The organism is Motilibacter peucedani (assembly GCF_003634695.1).
GTDB lineage: Bacteria > Actinomycetota > Actinomycetes > Motilibacterales > Motilibacteraceae > Motilibacter > Motilibacter peucedani.
Window position 1 is genome coordinate 1 of record NZ_RBWV01000015.1, and the last position, 17,854, is coordinate 17,854.

Consider the following 17,854-nt stretch of genomic DNA (forward strand, 5'->3'; position numbering starts at 1 on the left):
GGCTCCACGAGTACAACCATCACAGGCTCCACACCGCCATCGGGCAAGTCCCACCCATCACAAGGTTGACCAACCTCACTGGGCAGAACAGCTAGCCGCGCAGCGAGCTCGCCAGCGGGCAGGTGAACGGGTCGCGCGCGCCGAGGCCGACCGAGTTGAGGTAGCGGACCACGATGCCGTAGGACTCGAGCATCCCGGCCTCGGTGTAGGCCACGCCGCGCTCCTCGCAGAAGCGGCGGACCAGCGGCTGCGCGCGGCGCAGGTTCGGGCGCGGCATGCTCGGGAAGAGGTGGTGCTCGACCTGGTAGTTGAGCCCGCCCATCGCGAAGTCGGTCAGCAGCCCGCCGCGCACGTTGCGCGACATGAGCACCTGGCGGCGCAGGAAGTCGACGTTCATCGAGCGCGGCACGATGGGCATGCCCTTGTGGTTGGGCGCGAACGACGCCCCCATCAGCACGCCGAAGAGCCCCAGCTGCACGGCGGCGAACGCCACCGCCTTCAGCGGCGGCAGGACGACGGCCAGCACCACGACGTACGCGGTGAGCCGGCTCAGCACCAGCGTGAGCTCGAGGCGGCGGTGCCTGGCCTCGCGGCGCGTGAGCAGGGTGCGCACGCCGGCGGCGTGGAGGTTGACGCCCTCGAGCAGCAGCAGCGGGAAGAACGCCCAGCCCTGGTGGCGGGTCCACCACGCCGCCAGCCCGGTGCGGCCCTCGGCCGCCTCGTCGCTGAAGGCGAGCACCGCCGACTCGATGTCGGGGTCGCGGCCGAGCTGATTGGGCCCGCTGTGGTGGCGGTTGTGCTTGCTCGACCACCAGGCGTAGCTCAGCCCGGTGACGACGCCGCCGATCAGCCGCGAGGTCCACTCGTTCCAGGCGTGCGAGGCGAAGACCTGCCGGTGGGCGGTGTCGTGGCCGAGGAAGGTCAGCTGGCTCAGCACCACCGCCATCAGCGCCGCGAGCCCGAGCTGCAGCCACGAGTCGCCCAGCAGCACGACGCCGACCCACAGCGCCACGAACGCGCCGAGCAGGAGCAGCCCGTAGGTCCAGTACCACCCCAGGCGCCGCTGCAGCAGACCAGCCGCCATCACCTGCTTGGAGAGCTCGGCGTAGTCGGTGACGTGCCGCTCGCGGTTGCGCAGCGGCCGCGCCGGCCGCTCGCCCGCCGGTGCTGAGGGGTCGAAGACGCCTGAGGTCACGAAGAAGGCCTTCCGGCAGACAGCGCTGGACACCGCTGGGGGCGCGGAGTGCACGTCACTGTACGCGGGGGTCCCCGCCGCCGCCCGCCCGCAGCCGTGCCGCGTCGAGCTGCTCGGGGGTGTCGCAGTCGGCCCACGCGGGCGGGCCGTCCGCGTCGACGCGGACGCCGGTGCGGGCGATGCCGCTCACCAGCCGGTGCAGCGCCAGGCCCTCGAGGTCGGGGCGGTCGCACGCTGCCTGGAGGGCGGTCCGTCGCCACACGCCGAAGAGCGTCTGCTGGCGTCCGGTGTCGTCCAGCGCGAGCGCCGCGTCGACGTCCGGGCGGCCCTCCAGCTCCTCGGCCAGCAGGCGGAGGGCGCCGGCGGTCGCGAACGGCAGGTCACCGGCGAGGACCGCGACCAGCGGCGTACGGCTGGGGCACCGTGCGACGCCCGCGGCCACCGCTGCGGCCGGACCGCCACCCGCGGGCTCCTCGCGGCACCAGGTGACGGGGCGCGCCGTCGGCCGCTCCGGGCCGACCGCCACCGTGAGCTCGGCGCCCGCGACCGCGTCGAGGACCCGGTCGAGGATCGGCCGGCCGCCGACCTCGAGGCCGAGCTTGTCGGCGCCCATGCGCCGTGACGCGCCACCAGCGAGCACCACCGCAGACCACGCGAGCACTCGCGATGCCTCAGTCGGCAGGGAGCTGACGGCGTACGTCGTCGGCCGCGGTGCGCAGGTCGGCGAGCGAGCCGCCGGCGCGCCCGGCGGCGACCCCGGCGAGGAACGTCGTCAGCGGGGCTGCCGGGCGGGCGACACCGTGGGCGACGTCGCGCGCGAGGTCGAGCACCAGCTGACGGGCGTCGAGGCCGGCGAGCTCGGGCGGCAGGCCGAGGGCCTCGGCGACCTGCGCGGTCCACTCGTCGAGCGTGGGGCCCTCGGTCACGGCGTGGCCTTCCCGGTCGGGGTGGGTGACGGCGTGCTGGCCGGCACGTCCGGGATCGGCGCCGTCTTGCCCGAGGCGTAGGCCTGGGCAACGGCCGCCACGAGGTTCACGTAGTCGGCGCTGTGGTTGTAGCTGAAGATCGCGGCGCCGAGGCCGGTGCCGGTGCGCAGGTCGCGCCCGCCGGAGCAGAGGTAGACGCCCGCAGCCGCGGCCGCGTCGTCGATGTCCTGCGGGTCGGCGGTGCCGTCGTGGTCGGCGTCGACCGCGACCCGCACCCACGTGCTCGGCAGGAACTGCATCGGGCCGACCGCCCGGTCGAACTCGGTGTCGCCGTCGAGCGCGCCCCCGTCGGAGTCGGCCACGGCGGCGAACTGGCCGCCGTCGAGCCGCGGCCCGACGATCGCAGGGACGGGTACGCCGTCGGCCCCCAGCACGCTGCCCCCGAACCGCCCGTGGTTCGACTCGACCCGCCCGATGCCGGCGAGCACCGGCCAGGACAGGTGGCAGCCGGGGGAGCGCTGGGCCAGCAGGGCCGCCGCGGAGATGTAGGCGGAGAGCGCGTGCGCCGGGATGCCGCTGCTGAGCAGCTGGGCCGGGACCACGCGGGCGGCCGTCACGGGCGCCTGGGTGGCAGCCGCGGACGCCTGCTCGCGCAGCTCGTCACCGAGGCTGCCGACGACCGGAGCGCTCGGCACGGGCGCGGCGACCTCCTGCAGGCCGAGCGCCGGGCGGGCCGGTGCGGCGGGAAGGGCGGCGGCAGGGGCGGGCGCCGGTCCCGGCGAGCTGAGGGCGGAGGCGGAGACCAGGAGCACGGGCACGCAGGCGAGCGCCGCGGCGGTCGCCGGCCTGGGCAGGCGGCGGGTTGCCGGGCGCCGAACGGCCTGCACAGCGGTTCGCATCCTCATCGTCGCGTCCTACTGTGCCACCTGCCGCCCGATCCGTCCCAGTCCGCGCCCCGCCGCAGGGCGAGACGAACGCCACTGCGCGGCACGGTCGCGGCGCTGGAAGAATGACCGCGTGACCCCGCCCGACGACGCGCCCGTCTCCGCCGCCCTGTTCGACCGCGCGCTGGCGGTGAGCCCCGGCGGGGTCAACTCCCCGGTGCGCGCGTTCAAGGCCGTGGGCGGCACGCCGCGCTTCTTCGTCGAGGGCCACGGACCCTACCTCGTCGACGCCGACGGCAAGGACTACGTCGACCTCGTCTCCTCCTGGGGACCGCTGCTGCTCGGCCACGCGCACCCCGCTGTCGTCGAGGCAGTGCGCGAGCAGGCCGGCAAGGGCACGTCCTACGGCGCGCCCAACCCGCGCGAGCTCGAGCTGGCCGAGGAGATCGTCGCCCGCATCGGGCCGGTCGAGCAGGTGCGCCTGGTCTCCTCCGGCACCGAGGCGACCATGTCCGCGATCCGGCTGGCCCGCGCCGCGACCGCGCGGGACGCGATCATCAAGTTCTCCGGCCACTACCACGGCCACTCCGACAGCCTGCTCGCCGACGCGGGCAGCGGCGTCGCGACGCTCGGCATCCCCGGCACTCCCGGCGTGACGCGCGGGGCGGCCGCCGACACCGTGGTCGTCCCCTACAACGACCTCGCCGCGGTCGAGGCCGCGTTCGCCGCGCTCGACGGCCAGGTCGCCTGCGTCATCACCGAGGCCGCCGCCGGCAACATGGGCGTCGTGCCGCCCGAGCCCGGCTTCACCGCGGGCCTGCGCGAGGTCTGCGACCGCTACGGCGCGCTGCTGGTGAGCGACGAGGTCATGACGGGCTTCCGCGCCTCGGCCACCGGCTGGTACGGCATCGAGGGCGTCCGCCCCGACCTCATGACGTTCGGCAAGGTCATGGGCGGCGGCTTCCCGGCCGCGGCGTTCGGCGGCCCTGCCGAGGTGATGAGCCTGCTCGCGCCCTCCGGCCCCGTCTACCAGGCGGGCACGCTGTCGGGGAACCCCGTCGCCACCGCAGCGGGGCTCGCCACGCTGCGCGCGGCGGACGACGACGCGTACGCAGCGCTGGGCCACGCCGCCACCACCGTGGCGCGCCTGGCGAGCGACGCGCTCGCCGCCGAGGGCGTCGCCCACCGGGTGCAGACGGCGGGCACGATGTTCAGCATCTTCTTCACCGCGGAGCAGGTCGTCGACTACGACGGCGCCCGCGGCCAGCAGGCGTGGCGCTACCCGGCGTTCTTCCACTCGATGCTCGACGCGGGCGTCTACCTGCCGCCGTCGGCGTTCGAGGCGTGGTTCCTCTCCGCGGCCCACGACGACGCGGCGCTCGAGCGGGTCGCCGACGCGCTGCCCGCCGCAGCCAAGGCCGCGGCCGCCGCGGAGGCGCCCGATGCCTGAGACCACTCGAGTCCACGTGGTGCGCCACGGGGAGGTGCACAACCCCGAGGGCGTCCTCTACGGCCGACTGCCCGGCTTCCGGCTCTCGGAGCTCGGTCTGCAGATGGCGGAGCGCCTGGGCGAGGTCCTCGGCCGGCGCGAGATCACGCACATCGTGTCCTCGCCGCTCGAGCGCGCGCAGCAGACCGCGGCGCCGCTGGCCGCGACGCTGGGCCTCGAGGTCGCCGTCGACCCGCGGGTGATCGAGGCCGGCAACCGCTTCGAGGGCAAGACCTTCGGGGTCGGCGACGGCTCCCTGCGCCGCCCGGCGATCTGGCCGCTGCTGGTCAACCCGTTCCGCCCGTCGTGGGGCGAGCCCTACGTCGAGATCGCCGCCCGCATGCGTGCGGCGGTCGCCGACGTGCGCGCGGCCGTCCGCGGCGGCGAAGCGGTCATCGTCAGCCACCAGCTGCCCGTGTGGACGATGCGCCGGTCCTACGAAGGCCGCCGGCTCTGGCACGACCCGCGCAACCGCCAGTGCTCGCTCGCGTCGGTGACCACGCTGGTCTGGACCGGCGACCGGCTGACGGCGATCGACTACACCGAGCCGGCGGGCGACCTGCTGCCCGTCAAGGCGGGCTTCGGCGCATGAGGGTCCGACTCGCGGCGCTCGCCGCGCTCGTCGCGCTGGGTCTGGCCGGCTGCACCGGCGGCTCGGACTCGCCCGCCGACGGCATCGTCATCGGTGACGGCGGCATCGTGCAGTGGGACCCGGGCAAGGGCCCGGAGCTGCCGGCTGTCTCCGGCACGACGCTCGAGGGCACGAAGCTCGACCTCGCGTCGTTCAAGGGCGACGTGACGGTCGTCAACCTCTGGGGCACCTGGTGCGGGCCCTGCCAGGAGGAGTCGCCGACCCTGGCTGCCGTCGCCGGGCAGTTCCCCGACGTCCACTTCGTCGGTGTCGACGTCCGCGACTCCGGCGACCGCACCAAGGCGCAGAAGTTCCTCGAGAAGTACCGCATCACCTACCCCAGCCTCGACGACGCCGACGGCTCGCTGACCCTCGCGATGCGCAAGGTCCTCGTGGGCGCGGGCTCGCCCCCGCAGACGCTCGTCGTGGGCCGCGACGGCCGGCTCGTCGGCCGCATCGCCCAGACGGCCGAGAAGTCGATCCTCGTCGGCCTGCTGCAGACCGCCGGCGTCGACACCGGCAGCGCGCCCACGCCCTCGGCGGGTGCCTCGTCGTGAGCGTCGGCGGCACGGTCGTCAGCGGGCCGCTGGTGCTGGCCGTGCCCGTGGCGCTCGCGGCCGGGCTGGTGTCGTTCGCGTCGCCGTGCGTGCTGCCGCTGGTGCCCGGCTACCTCTCCTACGTCACCGGCCTGTCCGGCGAGGAGATCGCCGAGCGCCGCCAGGGCCGCGTACTGCTCGGCACGCTGCTGTTCGTGCTGGGCTTCTCGGTCGTCTTCGTGGTCGAGGGCGCTCTGGTGGGAGCCGCGGCGAGCGTCTTCCTCCGCGAGCACCAGGACGCGCTGCAGCGCGGGCTCGGCGCCCTGACGGTCGTCTTCGGCCTCGCCTTCGCCGGCGCGCTGCCGGGCGTCTCGCGCGAGTGGCGCCTGCACACCCGCCCTCGCCTGGGTCTCGCCGGCGCGCCCCTGCTCGGCGCGCTGTTCGGCCTCGGCTGGACCCCCTGCCTCGGCCCGACGATCGGCGCGGTGCTGACCCTCGCCGCCCGCGACGGGAGCGCAGCCCGCGGCGCGGGGCTCGCCGCCGCGTACTGCGTCGGGCTCGGTCTGCCGTTCCTGGTCGCGGGGCTGGCCTACCGCCGCGCGCTCGGCACGTTCAAGGTCATCCGCGCCCACTCGGCGTGGGTGATGCGCCTGGGCGGTGCGATGCTCGTGACCGTGGGGCTGCTGCTGGTGACCGGTACGTGGGGTGAGCTCATCGTGGAGCTGCAGCGGCACTACGGCACGTACTCGACGGGGCTGTGACGTGGTAGCCGTCGTCGAGAGGACCGCCAGCCGCACCCCGAAGGGCCTCGGTCCCGTCGGCTGGGCGCGGTGGGGGTGGCGGACGCTCACCTCGATGCGTACGGCGCTGCTCCTCCTGCTCCTGCTGGCGCTCGCCGCCGTGCCGGGGTCGCTGCTGCCGCAGCAGGGCGTCAACCCCTCGCGGGTGGCGGCCTACCGCGACGAGCACCCGGACCTCGCGCCGTGGGTCGACCGGCTGGGCGGGTTCGCCGTCTACTCCTCGCCGTGGTTCGCCGCGGTCTACCTGCTGCTGTTCGCCTCGCTCATCGGCTGCGTGGTGCCGCGGGCGCGGCTGCACCTGCGCGCCATCCGCTCGCGGCCGCCGGCGACGCCGAGCCGGCTCGAGCGGCTGCAGGAGCACCGGCTGCTGAGCAGCGCGGCCCCGGCGGCCGACGTGCTCACCGCCGCTCGCGAGGCGCTGGATGCCGGTCGCTACCGCCACGACGACCACCCGTCGTCGGTCGCGGCGGAGAAGGGCTACCTCAAGGAGACCGGCAACCTGGTCTTCCACGTGGCCCTGCTGCTGCTGCTCGTGGCGTTCGCCTACGGCCACCTGCTCGGCTACACCGGCAACCGCGTGGTGACCGAGGGCGAGGGCTTCGGCAACGGGCAGTACGACAGCGTCTCCTACGGCGCGAGCGCCGGCCCCGGCGACGTCGTCCCCTTCACGCTCCACCTCGACAGCCTCGACGTCCGCTACCAGCAGGACGGCGACCAGCGCGGGGCGCCCCGCGGCTTCGACGCGAAGGTGCGCTGGACGATGGGCGCGCGGTCCGGCACCGCCGACATCGCGCCGAACGAGCCGCTGGTCGTCGACGGCGACAAGGTGTTCCTCACCGGCAACGGCTACAGCCTGGTGTTCACCGTGCGCGACAAGGACGGCACGGTGGTGAGCAAGGAGCGGCCCTCGGTCTTCCTGCCGCGTGACGGCAACAACACCTCGATCGGCGCGGTCAAGGTGCCCGAGGCCGACGGGGGACTGGCCTTCCAGGGCGTCTTCCTGCCCACCGAGCTGATGGACTCCAAGCAGGGCCCGATCTCGATCTTCCCCGACCTGCTGATCCCGAAGGTGTTCCTGACCGCCTACACCGGCGTCGACGCCTCGGCCTCGGTCTACACGCTGGACACGACGCACCTGAAGCAGGTCAGCGACAACGGCGTGAAGTGGACCCGCTCGATCGGCATCGGCGAGACGGCGACGCTGCCCGACGGCAGCTCGATCACGCTCGACACGGTGCGCCGGTTCGCCAACTTCCAGGTCTCGAACTCCACGGGCAACCTCCCGACGCTGGCCGCCGCGGTGCTCGCGCTCGCCGGGCTGACGATGTCGCTGCTGATGCGCCAGCGCCGCGTCTGGGTCCGCGCGACGCCGGGCGCCGACGGGCGTACCGTCGTGGAGGTCGCCGGCCTGGGCAAGGGCGACTCCGAGGGCCTGCGGGCCGAGGTCGACGCTCTCGCCGCCGAGCTCGCACGCCGCCTCGGCGAGCAGCCGCCCGACCTCCGGCCCCCCGGGCCGCGCACCGACACACCGCAGGTCGCACACCGCGAGGAGAGCACGTGACGCTGGCAGCCCTGAGCCTCGACCTCGTCTACTCGGCGATGGCCGTCTACGCGCTGGCGATGGTGTGCTACTTCGTCGAGCTCGCGGTCGGCGAGGTCGTCGTGCCGGCGGCCGCTCCGGTGCCCGCGCCCGTCGCGGCCGCGTCGGGCGGCTCGACGATCACGCTGGCCGAGCCGCCGGTCGCGGTTCCCGCCGTCCCGCGCGGCGAGCGCTGGGGGCGCACCGCCGTCTCGCTCACCGTGCTCGCCTTCGTGCTCCACGCCGCCGGCGTGGTCACGCGCGGCCTGGCCGCGGGGCGCGCGCCCTGGGGCAACATGTACGAGTTCGCGATCACCGCGACGCTCGCCGCCTCCGGCGTGCTCCTCCTGGGCCTGCGCAGCTGGCGGGTCCGCGCGGTCGGCGCCGTGGTCGTCCCGGTCCTGCTGCTCCTGCTCGGGCTGGCCGTCACGGTCCTCTACACCGACGCCGAGCAGCTGGTGCCGGCGCTGCAGTCGTACTGGCTCTGGATCCACGTCACCGCTGCGACGCTCGCGGCCGGCGGCTTCACGCTCGGCGCCGCGTTCACCGTGCTGCAGATGGCGCGCTCGCGGGCCGAGTCGCGCGGGCGCACCCCGCGCTGGGCGGTCTCGCTGCCGGCGTCGGAGCAGCTCGAGCGCATGGCCTACCGCGCCCACGTCTTCGCCTTCCCGGTCTTCACCTTCGCGGTGATGGCCGGTGCGATCTGGGCCGAGAACGCCTGGGGCCGCTACTGGGGCTGGGACCCCAAGGAGACCTGGTCGTTCATCACCTGGGTCTTCTACGCCGCGGCCCTGCACGCCCGCGCGACCGCCGGCTGGCGCGGCCGGGGCAGCGGCGTGCTCGCCCTGCTCGGCTTCGCCGCGCTGATGTTCAACCTGTTCGGCGTCAACATCTGGATCACCGGCCTGCACTCCTACGCGGGGGTATGACCGGGGCTCAGCCCGTCGCGTCGGGGCCTTCCTCGCGCAGCTTGCGCTCGCGCTCCTCGAGGTCGCGCTGCCACTTGCTCAGCCGCAGCCGCTCGAGGAACTCGGGGTCGTCGTCGGGCGCGACGCTCGGGGTGCTCGGGCGGTAGCCGCCGTAGGGGCCGAAGCCTCCGGGCGAGGCCGGCCGACGGCGCTTCTTGCCGGCGAAGATGTAGACCAGCGCCCCGATGACCGGGAACAGCAGGATGAACAGCACCCACACCACCTTGGGCAGCCCCTCGAGGTCCTCCTCCCGCGTCTGCAGGATGTCGACCAGCGCCCAGACGTCGAGGGCCACGAACAGCAGGTAGGGCAGGATCCGGAGCACGGGTTCAGCGTAGGCGTCCCGGGCGAGTCCTGTCGTGCGCGTACGCTGACCGGGTGCAGCAGCGCTTCGCCCTCCTCCGGTTCCTGACCCTGCGCACCCTGCTCCTGGTCGCGGTGGCCGTGGTGCTGTGGGCGGTCGGGCTGCGCGGCGCCCCGGCGCTGCTGCTCGCGCTGCTGATCAGCAGCGTCGTCAGCGTCTTCGTGCTGAGCAGCTCGCGCGACGCCGTGTCCGCCTCGCTCGAGGGCCGCGTCAGCCGCATGCGCCACCGCATCGACGAGGCCGCGTCCTCCGAGGACGAGTAGCCCCAGCAGCGCCAGCCGCCCGGGGCTTCAGGTGCGGGCCCGGGCTGCCGATGGTCTGGCATGGCCGGTCGTGCGCACAGGGCGACCCGCGTGCGCCGCACGACCCGCTCGCTGCTGGTCTTCGTGGTCGTCAGCCTCGTGCCGGTCGTCGCCGTCGGCCTCGTGCTCGTGCACGGCGCCCGGCAGACCGGCGCCGAGCGGGTGCTCGGGCGGGGCCGTGCGCAGGCCCAGCTCGTGCAGTCGATGGGTCTCGCGCCGGTGCTGTTCGCCTCCGACGTCGAGCACCTCGAGCCGCTCGCGCGCGCCCAGCTGCAGGAGGTCATGCACCGCGGCCGGGTGACCGGCGCCGTGCGCGAGGTCGTGCTGCGCGACGGCGCCGGCCGGGCCGTCCTGCGCGAGGGGGCCGACACTTCTGTCCCGACGCCGAGTACGTCCCGGGCCCTGCGCCGCGCGCTCGACGGGGGCGTCGAGACCGTCTGGCTGGCCGAGGACCCTACCGCGCCCTCCGGCCACGTCATCACGGTGATGCAGCCGCTGCAGCCCAACGACCTCGGCGTGCGCGCCGGTGCGCTCGAGCTCGAGCTTCCCTACGAGGACATCGCGACCACCGTCGAGGCCGACCTGCACCAGTCCTACTGGACGCTGGGCGCGAGCCTGCTGCTCGTCTGGCTGTGCCAGGCGGCGCTCGCCTGGGGGACCACCCGGCGGCTGCGGCGCACCGCCGCCGAGTCGGCCCACCAGGCGCTCCACGACGAGCTGACCGAGCTGCCGAACAGGCGGATGTTCGGCCAGGAGGCGCTCGCCGCCGCGCAGCGGGCCCGTGCCGGCGGGCGTCCCGCGGCGCTGGTCCTCATCGACCTCGACCACTTCAAGGAGGTCAACGACACCCTGGGCCACGAGTGCGGCGACGAGCTGCTGCGGGTGGCGGGGGCGCGGCTGCGCGGAGCGCTCGGCGACGACGACCTCGTCGCCCGGCTGGGCGGCGACGAGTTCGGGCTGCTGCTCGACGGCGTCGCCGGCGAGGAGGAGGCGCGGCTCCGGCTGGGGCAGGTGCGCGACGTGCTCGCCGAGGAGCTCGTGCTCTGCGACGTGCCGCTCTCGGTGGAGGCCAGCTTCGGCGTCGCGCTGGTCGGCGCCCAGGCCGAGGACGTGACGGTGCTGATGCGGCGTGCGGACGTGGCGATGTACGAGGCCAAGCGCTCGGGCAGCAGCGTCGTCGTGTGGGGCTCCGAGCTCGACCGGCACTCCTCGCAGCGCCTCGCGCTGCAGGCGGAGCTGCGCCGGGCGCTGGAACGCGACGAGCTCGTGCTGCACTACCAGCCGCAGCTCGACCTGGCCTCCGGTCGGGTCGCCGGCGTGGAGGCGCTCGTGCGCTGGCAGCACCCCGAGCGCGGCCTGCTGCCGCCGGCGGAGTTCCTCGGCGCGGTCGAGCAGTCGGGCCTCGTCGACCCGTTCACCTCGTGGGTGCTCACCCGCGCGGTGCAGGACTGCGCCCGCTGGCGCGCCGAGGGCCTCGACTGGGCAGTCTCGGTCAACGTCTCGGTGCGCAACCTCGTCTGCGACGAGCTGGCCTCCCGGCTCGGCCGGCTGCTCGAGCGCACCGGCCTGCCGCCCGACCAGCTCACCATCGAGATCACCGAGACCGCGCTGGCGACCGACGCCGACGTGCTCGCGTCCGCCGTAGGCGCGCTGGCCGACCTCGGCGTCGACATCTCGATCGACGACTTCGGCACCGGCTTCACGACCTTCGCCCTGCTGTCGCGCTTGCGCGTCAACGAGATCAAGGTCGACCGCGAGTTCGTCGGTGGCGCCCTCGCGCGCGACGAGGACCGCGCGATCGTCTCGGCCGTCGTCGGCCTGGCCGGCGGCATCGGCTGCCGCGTCGTCGCCGAGGGCGTCGAGGACGGCGCGACCGCCGACTGGCTGCGCACGATCGGCTGCACGCGCGCCCAGGGCTACCACTACTCGCGGCCGGTGCCGTGGCCCGAGCTCGCGGCCGCACGGCTGGGGAGCCCGCAGAGCGTCTAGGTGCGCAGCCGGGCGACGACGACGTCGGGGAAGCCCTCGACCCGCGCGCCCAGCTGCTCGAGCGTCACGTCGTTACCGACGCCCGCCAGCACCTCCGGGTCGAGCAGCTCGAGGGTGCGCCGCACCAGCAGCGGCTCCTCGACCGGACCGAGTCCAAGCTCGGCCAGCGTGGCGTCGGAGACGGTGACGCGTACGCTGCGCTCCCCCTGCGTCGCGCGGTAGGCGTGCGCGCCGTCGGCGCGCAGGTCGATGTCGTCGGGGTGCACGTCCCACGACTACCACCTGCTCAGCTCAGGGCGAGCCCGAGGCCGAGGAACACGCCGTAGGCGAGCTGCAGCCGCCCCGTCCCGGCCAGCGCCGGGATCAGGTCGCGGCCGCGCGCACCGCCCAGCACCGTACGCAGCGGTGCCGCCGCGAGCACCAGCGCGACGAGCCCGAGCAGCGCCCAGGGCCGCGCCGGCGCGAGCGCGAGCGGGGCGACAGCGGCCACCGCGACGAGCGCGGCGTAGAGGGCGCGGGTGCGCCGGTCGCCGAGCAGCACGGCGAGCGTCCGCTTGCCGCTGACCGCGTCGGTGGGGATGTCGCGCAGGTTGTTGACGACCAGCAGCGCGCAGGCCAGGGCGCCGACGGGCACGGACGCGGCGACGGCGAGACCGCTGAGGTCCTCGGTCTGGGCGAAGGCGGTGCCCGTGACGGCGACCAGGCCGAAGAACACGAAGACGGCGACCTCGCCGAGCCCGCGGTAGCCGTAGGGCTTCGAGGTGCCGGTGTAGCCCCAGGCCGCGGCCACGCAGACCAGGCCGACCAGCACGAGCCACCACGCGCCCGTGGCGACGACGATGGACAGGCCGAAGACGCAGGCGAGCCCGAACGACGCGAACGCCGCGAGCTTGACCGCGCGCGGTGACGCGGCGCGGGAGCCGACGAGCCGGAACGGCCCGACGCGCTCGTCGTCGGTGCCGCGGATGCCGTCGCTGTAGTCGTTGGCGTAGTTGACCCCTACCTGCAGGGCGAGGGCCACGCCGGCGGCGGCGACCGCCCGCCAGGCGATCGCGCCGTCCTCGGCGGCGGCCACCCCCGTGCCGACGAGGACAGGAGCGAGCGCGGCGGGCAGGGTGCGCGGGCGCGCACCGGCGACCCACTGGGCGGACGTCGTCACGAGGCGATCACGCGGGCAAGCCTCCCAGGGCCGCCCGGTCGAGCTTGCCGGAGGGGAGCAGCGGCAGCGCCGGGAGCACGTGCAGGCGCTTGGGCACGGCTGCTCGGCCGAGGGCCTCGCCGATCGCGGGGCCGAGCTCGAGGAGCGTCGGGGGCGTCCCGGCGCTGACCACCGCGAGCTCGACCCGGGTGCCCCACTCGGGATCGGGCCGCCCGAACGCGGCCGCCTCGCGCACCCGCGGGTCGCGCAGCGCCACGGCCTCGACGGCGGGCAGCGCGACGTTCGCGCCGCCGGTGACGACCACGTCGTCGACACGGCCGAGCACGCGCAGGGTGCCATCGGCGTCGAGCGCCCCCAGGTCGGAGGTACGGAACGCGCCGCCGGGGAACGCCTCGGCGGTGAGGTCGGGCCGGAGCCGGTAGCCGGCGGCCACCACGGCGCCGGCGAGCACGACGCGGCCATCGGGCTGAAGGCGTGCGTCGACGCCGTCGAGCGCGCGGCCGTCGTAGACGCAGCCGCCGCACGTCTCGGACATGCCGTAGGTCGTGACGACGCGTACGCCGGCGGCCTTCGCCTGCTCGAGCAGTGGCGCCGGTGTGGCGGCGCCGCCGACGAGCACCGCATCGAAGGCGGTGAGCGCGTCGAGGGCTGGCCCTTTCGCCTCGACGACGCGGCGCAGCTGGGTGGGCACCAGGGACGTGCAGTGGCGCACCCCTGGGTCGAGCTCCGCGGCTGCGCGGGCGAACGCCTCGGGGTCGAACGGCGCGTCGGGGTCGAGCTGCACCGGCTCGGTGCCGGCCAGCAGCGAGCGGAGCACGACCTGGAGACCCGCGACGTGGCCGGGGTCGAGGGCCAGCAGCCACTGGGCCGGGCCGCCGAGTCGCGTCTCGGTCGCGGCCGCCGACGCGCGCAGGGCGCTTGCGGGGAGCAGCACGCCCTTCGGCTCGCCGGTCGAGCCGCTGGTGGTCACCACGACGGCGACGTCGTCGGACTCGAGCGGGAGGTCGGGGCGTACGGCTGCGGTGACCGCCGCGACGACCGCACCCGACGCCCGCGGCACCGGCGCCACGGCGGGCCCGGTGCCGTCCACGGCGGCGCGCAGGGCCGGGACCAGCGCGTCGAGGTCGGCGCCGGCGACGGGCTGCAGCCGGCGGGACGGACGGGTCACCCCGCCATCATCCCTGGCCGAGGCCGGAGAGCAGCTGCTCGAAGGGCACGGCGTCGCGGTAGGGGTCGGCCGGCGCCTCCCGCCGGCGCGCCGCTACCAGGTCGGCGAGCTCGCCCGAGGCACGGGCGATGCGCGTGGGCAGGCCCGAGTCGGCGCCCCAGTCCTCGGTCGCCGCGAAGACCGCGGTGGGCACGACGACGGCATGGAGGTAGCTGAACAGCGGGCGCAGCGCGTGCTCGAGGGCGAGGCTGTGCCGGGCGGTGCCGGCCGTCGCGCCCAGCAGCACCGGCGTACCGTCGAGCGCGTCCCTGTCGAGCACGTCGAAGAACGTCTTGAACAGCCCGCTGTAGGACGCGCTGAAGATGGGCGTGACGGCGATGACGCCGTCGGCCCGGACCACCGCGTCCATCGCCTCCTGCAGCTCCTCGGTCGCGAAGCCGGTGAGCAGCGCGTCGGTCAGGGCGTGCGCCAGCTCGCGGAGCTCGACGACGCGCACGTCGACCTGCTGGCCCTGCTGCTGCAAGGACTCCCGGGTCGCCGTGGCCAGCCGGTCGGCGAGCAGCCGCGTGGACGACGGCTCGCTCAGACCGGCAGTGACGACTGCGAGCGTCCTCATGAGGTGACCAGCTCCTTGGCGGCCTTCAGGCTCTCGTGGGTGGGGGCGTCGGGCACGTGCGCCGGCTTGAGGGCCGCGAACTCCTTGCGCAGCACGGGCACGACCTCCTCGCCGAGGATGTCCATCTGCTCGAGCACGGTCTTGAGCGGCAGGCCCGCGTGGTCGATGAGGAACAGCTGGCGCTGGTAGTCGCCGACGTAGTCCCGGAACCCGAGGGTGCGCTCGATGACCTGCTGCGGGCTGCCCACGGTCAGCGGCGTCGCCCGGGTGAAGTCCTCGAGCGAGGGGCCGTGGCCGTAGACCGGCGCGTTGTCGAAGTAGGGCCGGAACTCCTTCACCGCGTCCTGGCTGTTCTTGCGCATGAACACCTGGCCGCCGAGGCCGACGATGGCCTGGTCGGCCTGCCCGTGGCCGTAGTGCTCGAAGCGCTCGCGGTAGAGCCCCACCATGCGCTGGGTGTGCTCCTTGTTCCAGAAGATGTGGTTGTGGAAGAAGCCGTCGCCGTAGTAGGCCGCCTGCTCGGCGATCTCGGGGCTGCGGATCGAGCCGTGCCAGACGAAGGGCGGCACGTCGTCGAGCGGGCGCGGCGTCGACGTGAACGACTGCAGCGGGGTGCGGAACCGGCCCTCCCAGTCGACGACGTCCTCGCGCCACAGCCGGCGCAGCAGGGCGTAGTTCTCGACCGCCAGGCTGATGCCGTCGCGGATGTCCTTGCCGAACCACGGGTAGACCGGGCCGGTGTTGCCGCGGCCCAAGGTGAGGTCGACGCGACCGCCCGCGAGGTGCTGGAGCATCGCGTAGTCCTCGGCGATCTTCACCGGGTCGTTCGTGGTGATCAGCGTCGTGGCGGTCGAGAGGATCAGCCTCTCGGTCCTGGCGGCGATCCAGCCGAGCATCGTGGTGGGGGAGGAGGGCACGAACGGCGGGTTGTGGTGCTCGCCGGTCGCGAAGACGTCGAGCCCGACCTCCTCGGCCTTCTGCGCGATGGTGACCATCGCCTGGATGCGCTCGGCCTCGCTCGGCACGCGCCCGTTGGTCGGGTCCGGCGTGACGTCGCCGACCGTGAAGACCCCGAACTGCATGGCCTGCTCCTCTGTCCCGTTCGTTGAATGTTCAACTGTACGCTGCTGTGAACGCCCGGGGCGGGTCGGGTATGCCCGCGGTCTTGCCTGCGTCGTCTGCTCACGTCCTGGCGAGTGCGGACTACGCATGCCATGGCACAGCGGGAACCTCGTCCACAGGCCCGTCCCTCAGAGCCGTGGGACCGACTGATCCGGTGCACCCTGCCGTGCATGAGCCGGCAACTGCCACAACCCGCCCGTTCACGGCTTCACGCCCAGCGTGGCGTCATGCGGTGGAGCGAGCTGCGCGACGCGGTCGGTCGGTCGGCCGTGGAGTGGCGCCTGCGTCGAGGTGACTGGCAGACCCCGGCGAAGGGTGTCGTCGTGACGCACAACGGACCGCTCTCCACGGAGCAGGAGCTGTGGGTGGACGTCGTCGTGGGCGGTCGCGGGGCGGTCCTCGCCGGGCTCACCGCCGCCTCACTGGCGGGGCTCCGCGGCTTCGACGACTCGGCGCGGAGGCGCTGGGTCCTGGTCCCGCACGGGCGGAAGGTGACGCACGCTCGGCCGGGGCTCGTGGTGCGCAGCTCGTCGATGCTGGGGCCCGAGGCAGTGCAGGCGGGAACGCGACCTCCGAGGACGCGGATCGCTCGCTCCCTCATCGATGCGGTGTCGTGGGCGCGCTCGGACCGGCATGCCGAGGCGCTGCTGCTGGCAGGGGTCCAGCAGCGGCTCGTGCTGCCCGGGGCGCTGGCCGTCGAGACGGCTCGAAGGTCGAACTTCCCCCGGCGTTCAGTCGCCGCGCGGGCGGTGGCCGAAGCCGTCGGGGGAGCGCAGACCCTCTCGGAGGCCGAGTTCGGGCGGATCTGCCGGGCAGCGGGGCTGCCGGCGCCGGACAGGCAGACTCGGAGGCTCGATGCCTCGGGACGAGCGCGCTGGCTCGACTGCGAGTGGGCCCGCTACGGCCTGGTGGTGGAGATCGACGGCCGTGGGCACATGGACGTGCGGCAGTGGTGGGCCGACATGCTTCGCGACGCGCACCTGGTGGTCGAGGGGAAGCGGGTCCTGCGGTTCCCGAGCTTCATCGTGCGGGAAGAGCCGGACCTCGTCGCCTCGCTCGTGGCCAGTGCCCTCGAGCTCGGCGGCTGGAGCCGACCGCATGCGTCGTCTGCACGCATGCCCGCATGAGTGGACGACGCGCGCTCCGGTGCGAAGCGCTAGTAGTACCAGGGGAACTGGGACCAGTCGGGCGCGCGCTTGTCGAGGAACGCGTCGCGGCCCTCGGCGGCCTCGTCGGTCATGTAGCCCAGCCGGGTGGCCTCGCCGGCGAAGAGCTGCTGGCCGACCAGCCCGTCGTCGACGGCGTTGAACGCGTACTTCAGCATCCGCTGCGCCGTGGGCGACTTGCCGTTGACCTCGGCCGCCCACTCGAGCGCCACGCGCTCGAGGTCGGCGTGCGGCACCACTGCGTTGACCATGCCCATGTCGAACGCCTCCTGCGCGGAGTACTCCCGCCCGAGGAAGAAGATCTCCCGCGCCCGCTTCTGCCCGACCTGGCGGGCGAGGTAGGCCGAACCGTATCCCGCGTCGAAGCTGGCCACGTCGGCGTCGGTCTGCTTGAAGCGCGCGTGCTCCGCCGAAGCCAGGGTCAGGTCGCAGACCACGTGGAGCGAGTGCCCGCCGCCCGCGGCCCACCCCGGCACCACGGCGATGACCACCTTGGGCATGAAGCGGATCAGCCGCTGCACCTCGAGGATGTGCAGCCGCCCCGCCCGCGCCCGGTCGACCGGGGACAGCCGCTCCTCCGACTCAGCGGAGACGTAGCCCGAGCGCCCCCGGATCCGCTGGTCGCCGCCGGAGCAGAACGCCCAACCCCCGTCGCGCGGCGACGGCCCGTTGCCGGTGAGCAGCACGCAACCGACGTCCGGCGACGTGCGCGCGTGCTCGAGCGTCGCGAGGAGCTCGTCGACGGTCTTCGGCCGGAACGCGTTGCGCACCTCCGGGCGGTCGATCGCGACGCGTACGGCTCCGGTCGAGCGGGCGCGGTGGTAGGTCACGTCCTCCAGCCCCTCGAAGCCGTCGACGGGGGTCCAGGACGAGGGGTCGAAGAGTTCGCTCACCACGAGCAGCGAGGATAGGCCCGTGACCGCCGACCGGACGCCCGCTCCCGTGCCGTTCCAGGTGGCG

Annotated in this window: 20 protein-coding genes; 9 read left to right on the forward strand and 11 right to left on the reverse strand. The window is 74.4% G+C overall.

The window, feature by feature from the left end:
* Window positions 1–91 precede the first annotated feature (91 nt).
* The 4 genes from CLV35_RS16470 to CLV35_RS16485 are packed head-to-tail and all read right to left on the reverse strand — an operon-like array spanning window position 92 to window position 3,026.
* The gene (locus CLV35_RS16470) at window positions 92–1,195 is read right to left on the reverse strand and encodes a fatty acid desaturase family protein (RefSeq protein ID WP_231121955.1); all 1,104 of its coding nucleotides are present in this window, start codon (window positions 1,193–1,195) and stop codon (window positions 92–94) included.
* A gap of 55 nt (window positions 1,196–1,250) precedes the next feature.
* Window positions 1,251–1,856: a molybdenum cofactor guanylyltransferase gene (mobA, locus tag CLV35_RS16475; protein WP_231121956.1), complete on the reverse strand. Its 606-nt coding sequence runs from the start codon at window positions 1,854–1,856 to the stop codon at window positions 1,251–1,253.
* A 10-nt stretch (window positions 1,857–1,866) separates the two neighbouring features.
* On the reverse strand, window positions 1,867–2,121 hold the full coding sequence (locus CLV35_RS16480) for a DUF6457 domain-containing protein (protein WP_121194615.1): 255 nt from the start codon (window positions 2,119–2,121) through the stop codon (window positions 1,867–1,869).
* A complete protein-coding gene (locus CLV35_RS16485; RefSeq protein WP_231121957.1) occupies window positions 2,118–3,026 on the reverse strand; it encodes a lytic murein transglycosylase in 909 nt (302 codons plus the stop codon). The genes CLV35_RS16480 and CLV35_RS16485 overlap by 4 nt, the downstream gene beginning before the upstream one ends.
* 112 nt (window positions 3,027–3,138) lie before the next feature.
* Here CLV35_RS16485 and hemL point away from each other — a divergent pair, with 112 nt between their 5' ends.
* The 6 genes from hemL to ccsB are packed head-to-tail and all read left to right on the forward strand — an operon-like array spanning window position 3,139 to window position 8,969.
* Window positions 3,139–4,455 (forward strand): glutamate-1-semialdehyde 2,1-aminomutase, encoded by a 1,317-nt coding sequence (hemL, locus tag CLV35_RS16490; protein WP_121194616.1) that lies wholly within the window; start codon window positions 3,139–3,141, stop codon window positions 4,453–4,455.
* Complete coding sequence (locus CLV35_RS16495) at window positions 4,448–5,086, forward strand: histidine phosphatase family protein (protein ID WP_121194617.1); 639 nt, start codon at window positions 4,448–4,450, stop codon at window positions 5,084–5,086. Before hemL ends, CLV35_RS16495 begins: the two co-directional genes overlap by 8 nt.
* Window positions 5,083–5,682: a TlpA family protein disulfide reductase gene (locus CLV35_RS16500; RefSeq protein WP_121194618.1), complete on the forward strand. Its 600-nt coding sequence runs from the start codon at window positions 5,083–5,085 to the stop codon at window positions 5,680–5,682. Before CLV35_RS16495 ends, CLV35_RS16500 begins: the two co-directional genes overlap by 4 nt.
* Entirely contained in the window at window positions 5,679–6,422 is a 744-nt protein-coding gene (locus CLV35_RS16505) for a cytochrome c biogenesis CcdA family protein (protein WP_121194619.1), read from the forward strand. Before CLV35_RS16500 ends, CLV35_RS16505 begins: the two co-directional genes overlap by 4 nt.
* A 1-nt stretch (window position 6,423) precedes the next feature.
* Window positions 6,424–8,022 carry a cytochrome c biogenesis protein ResB gene (gene resB / locus CLV35_RS16510; RefSeq protein ID WP_121194620.1) on the forward strand — a complete coding sequence of 533 codons (1,599 nt, stop codon included), beginning with the start codon at window positions 6,424–6,426 and terminating at the stop codon, window positions 8,020–8,022.
* Between the two features lie 38 nt (window positions 8,023–8,060).
* Complete coding sequence (ccsB, locus tag CLV35_RS16515; RefSeq protein ID WP_121194811.1) at window positions 8,061–8,969, forward strand: c-type cytochrome biogenesis protein CcsB; 909 nt, start codon at window positions 8,061–8,063, stop codon at window positions 8,967–8,969.
* A gap of 7 nt (window positions 8,970–8,976) precedes the next feature.
* Here the strand turns inward: ccsB and CLV35_RS16520 are convergent, their stop codons facing one another.
* Window positions 8,977–9,333, reverse strand: coding sequence for a PLD nuclease N-terminal domain-containing protein (locus tag CLV35_RS16520; RefSeq protein WP_121194621.1), 357 nt, complete (start codon window positions 9,331–9,333; stop codon window positions 8,977–8,979).
* A 53-nt stretch (window positions 9,334–9,386) separates the two neighbouring features.
* Between CLV35_RS16520 and CLV35_RS16525 the strand changes: the two genes are divergently transcribed.
* Window positions 9,387–9,635, forward strand: coding sequence for a DUF4229 domain-containing protein (locus CLV35_RS16525; RefSeq protein ID WP_231121959.1), 249 nt, complete (start codon window positions 9,387–9,389; stop codon window positions 9,633–9,635).
* Between the two features lie 90 nt (window positions 9,636–9,725).
* Window positions 9,726–11,663 (forward strand): putative bifunctional diguanylate cyclase/phosphodiesterase, encoded by a 1,938-nt coding sequence (locus CLV35_RS16530; protein WP_231121960.1) that lies wholly within the window; start codon window positions 9,726–9,728, stop codon window positions 11,661–11,663.
* Here the strand turns inward: CLV35_RS16530 and CLV35_RS16535 are convergent.
* From CLV35_RS16535 to CLV35_RS16555, 5 genes are read right to left on the reverse strand one after another with little or no spacing between them, the layout of a single operon-like run.
* Window positions 11,660–11,929, reverse strand: a complete 270-nt coding sequence (locus CLV35_RS16535) for a hypothetical protein (protein WP_121194623.1) — start codon at window positions 11,927–11,929, stop codon at window positions 11,660–11,662. The genes CLV35_RS16530 and CLV35_RS16535 overlap by 4 nt on opposite strands.
* 20 nt (window positions 11,930–11,949) lie before the next feature.
* Window positions 11,950–12,822 carry a 1,4-dihydroxy-2-naphthoate polyprenyltransferase gene (locus CLV35_RS16540; RefSeq protein WP_121194624.1) on the reverse strand — a complete coding sequence of 291 codons (873 nt, stop codon included), beginning with the start codon at window positions 12,820–12,822 and terminating at the stop codon, window positions 11,950–11,952.
* Between the two features lie 7 nt (window positions 12,823–12,829).
* Window positions 12,830–13,990, reverse strand: coding sequence for an o-succinylbenzoate--CoA ligase (menE, locus tag CLV35_RS16545; protein ID WP_121194625.1), 1,161 nt, complete (start codon window positions 13,988–13,990; stop codon window positions 12,830–12,832).
* Between the two features lie 7 nt (window positions 13,991–13,997).
* A complete protein-coding gene (locus CLV35_RS16550; protein WP_121194626.1) occupies window positions 13,998–14,606 on the reverse strand; it encodes an FMN reductase in 609 nt (202 codons plus the stop codon).
* On the reverse strand, window positions 14,603–15,688 hold the full coding sequence (locus CLV35_RS16555) for an LLM class flavin-dependent oxidoreductase (protein ID WP_121194627.1): 1,086 nt from the start codon (window positions 15,686–15,688) through the stop codon (window positions 14,603–14,605). The genes CLV35_RS16550 and CLV35_RS16555 overlap by 4 nt, the downstream gene beginning before the upstream one ends.
* A 267-nt stretch (window positions 15,689–15,955) precedes the next feature.
* Here CLV35_RS16555 and CLV35_RS16560 point away from each other — a divergent pair, with 267 nt between their 5' ends.
* Window positions 15,956–16,855, forward strand: a complete 900-nt coding sequence (locus CLV35_RS16560) for a PDDEXK family nuclease (RefSeq protein ID WP_121194628.1) — start codon at window positions 15,956–15,958, stop codon at window positions 16,853–16,855.
* 29 nt (window positions 16,856–16,884) lie between these two features.
* Here CLV35_RS16560 and CLV35_RS16565 read toward each other — a convergent pair whose 3' ends face one another.
* Entirely contained in the window at window positions 16,885–17,790 is a 906-nt protein-coding gene (locus tag CLV35_RS16565) for a 1,4-dihydroxy-2-naphthoyl-CoA synthase (RefSeq protein WP_121194813.1), read from the reverse strand.
* Window positions 17,791–17,854: the final 64 nt, after the last annotated feature.